The organism is Halomonas sp. 25-S5, from assembly GCF_029889845.1.
Lineage (GTDB): Bacteria > Pseudomonadota > Gammaproteobacteria > Pseudomonadales > Halomonadaceae > Halomonas.
The window spans coordinates 1-1,465 of the sequence record NZ_JARANV010000061.1; the positions used below are offsets into that span (position 1 = coordinate 1).

Sequence of the window (1,465 nt, forward strand, 5' to 3'; positions counted from 1 at the left end):
CCCACACTACCTACCTGATGGTGATAACGGACCTGGCGCGCTGTTTCCACCGACCGCCAGACAGTTGAGCACCGACGACCTGCAACGCTTCTTCAATCATCTGGTCCAGGAACGCAGTTTGTTAGCCGCCAGCTGCCGCGTCTATCTGCACGGCGTGCGGTTCCTGTACCTCCAGGTGCTGCACTGGCCGTCGGTTGAGGTATCGCCCGTGGTGCCGAAGACACCACAACGGATTCCGGAGCTGCTGACTCGCGACGACGTCCGGCGGATCCTGGCCGCGTGCCACAACCCCAAGCATCGCATGATGCTCGAACTGTGTTATGGCTGCGGACTGCGCGTGAGCGAGGTCTGCCACCTACGGGTCCGGGACATCGACGGCCAGCGCGGCCAGCTCCGTGTGGCGCAGGGCAAGGGCGCGAAGGATCGTATGGTCCTGCTACCGGCGACCCTGCTCGATCGCTTGCGCGATGTCTGGCGTGCCTACCGGCCGCCGACATGGCTGTTTCCGAGCGCGCTGTTCCCGGATCGCGCGCTGCACCCGAGCGCGCCGCAAAAGGCCTTTACCCAGGCCAAGCGCCAGGCCGGTGTAGAACGGATCGGTGGCATTCACAGCCTGCGCCATGCCTACGCCACGCATGTCCTGGAGCAGGGTATGCCCGTCCATCAGCTTCAACGGTTGCTGGGCCACCGCAGCGTCCAGTCGACGATGCGCTACCTGCACTGGCTGCCGGGCCAGCAGGGGGCGAGTCAGGGCCCATCGATCTGGTGGCCGGCCTGGAGGTGAGCCATGACTGAGACCGCCACCCTCCAACAGGCCCTGACCCGCTTTCTCACCCCGGCCGTCCTGGATCGCCAGCGCCAACGCGTGTGCCACCACCTACTCGCCTGTCGCACCGAAGCGATGGGCGGGACGGTCTTGCAGTGTACGGACTGCGACCACACCCAGCCGCACTACTTCGGCTGTCGCGATCGTCACTGCCCGCAGTGCCAGGGCCGCGCCATGTATCAGTGGGCCGAGCGTCAGCAGGCGAACATCCTGCCGGTGCGCTACTACCACGTCGTGTTCACCCTGCCGCACAGTCTCAACGGCTGGGTCCAGCTTCACCCCGAGGTGATCTACCGGCGGCTGTTCCAGAGCGCCTGGCATACCCTCCGATCCTTCGGTCGCGATCCCAAGCGTCTCGGCGGCGAGATGGGCATGAGCGCCGTGCTTCACACCTGGGGCCAGAACCTGAGCCAGCACGTGCACCTGCACTGCCTGGTCCCCGGCGGTGCGCTGGGCGACGATGGCGGCTGGCATGGGGCTCGCAGCCACTACCTGTTCCCGGTCCGGGCCCTGTCGCGCCACTTTCGTGGGCACATGGTCAGTGCCCTGCGTCAGGCCGCCACTGCCGGCGAACTCCACCGGGTCACCCGGCCGGGTGACGTGGACAATCAGCTCAACACCCTGATGGCCACTGAGTGG

Annotated in this window: 2 protein-coding genes; both read left to right on the forward strand. The window is 66.4% G+C overall.

All coding sequences use genetic code 11. From position 1 onward, the window contains the following. The coding region (locus OP498_RS18330) for a tyrosine-type recombinase/integrase (RefSeq protein ID WP_280554791.1) at positions 1-784 on the forward strand (784 nt) is incomplete at its 5' end. 3 nt (positions 785-787) lie between these two features. Beyond that, positions 788-1,465 (forward strand): transposase zinc-binding domain-containing protein (locus OP498_RS18335; protein WP_280554792.1); only part of this gene is annotated, 678 nt, incomplete at its 3' end.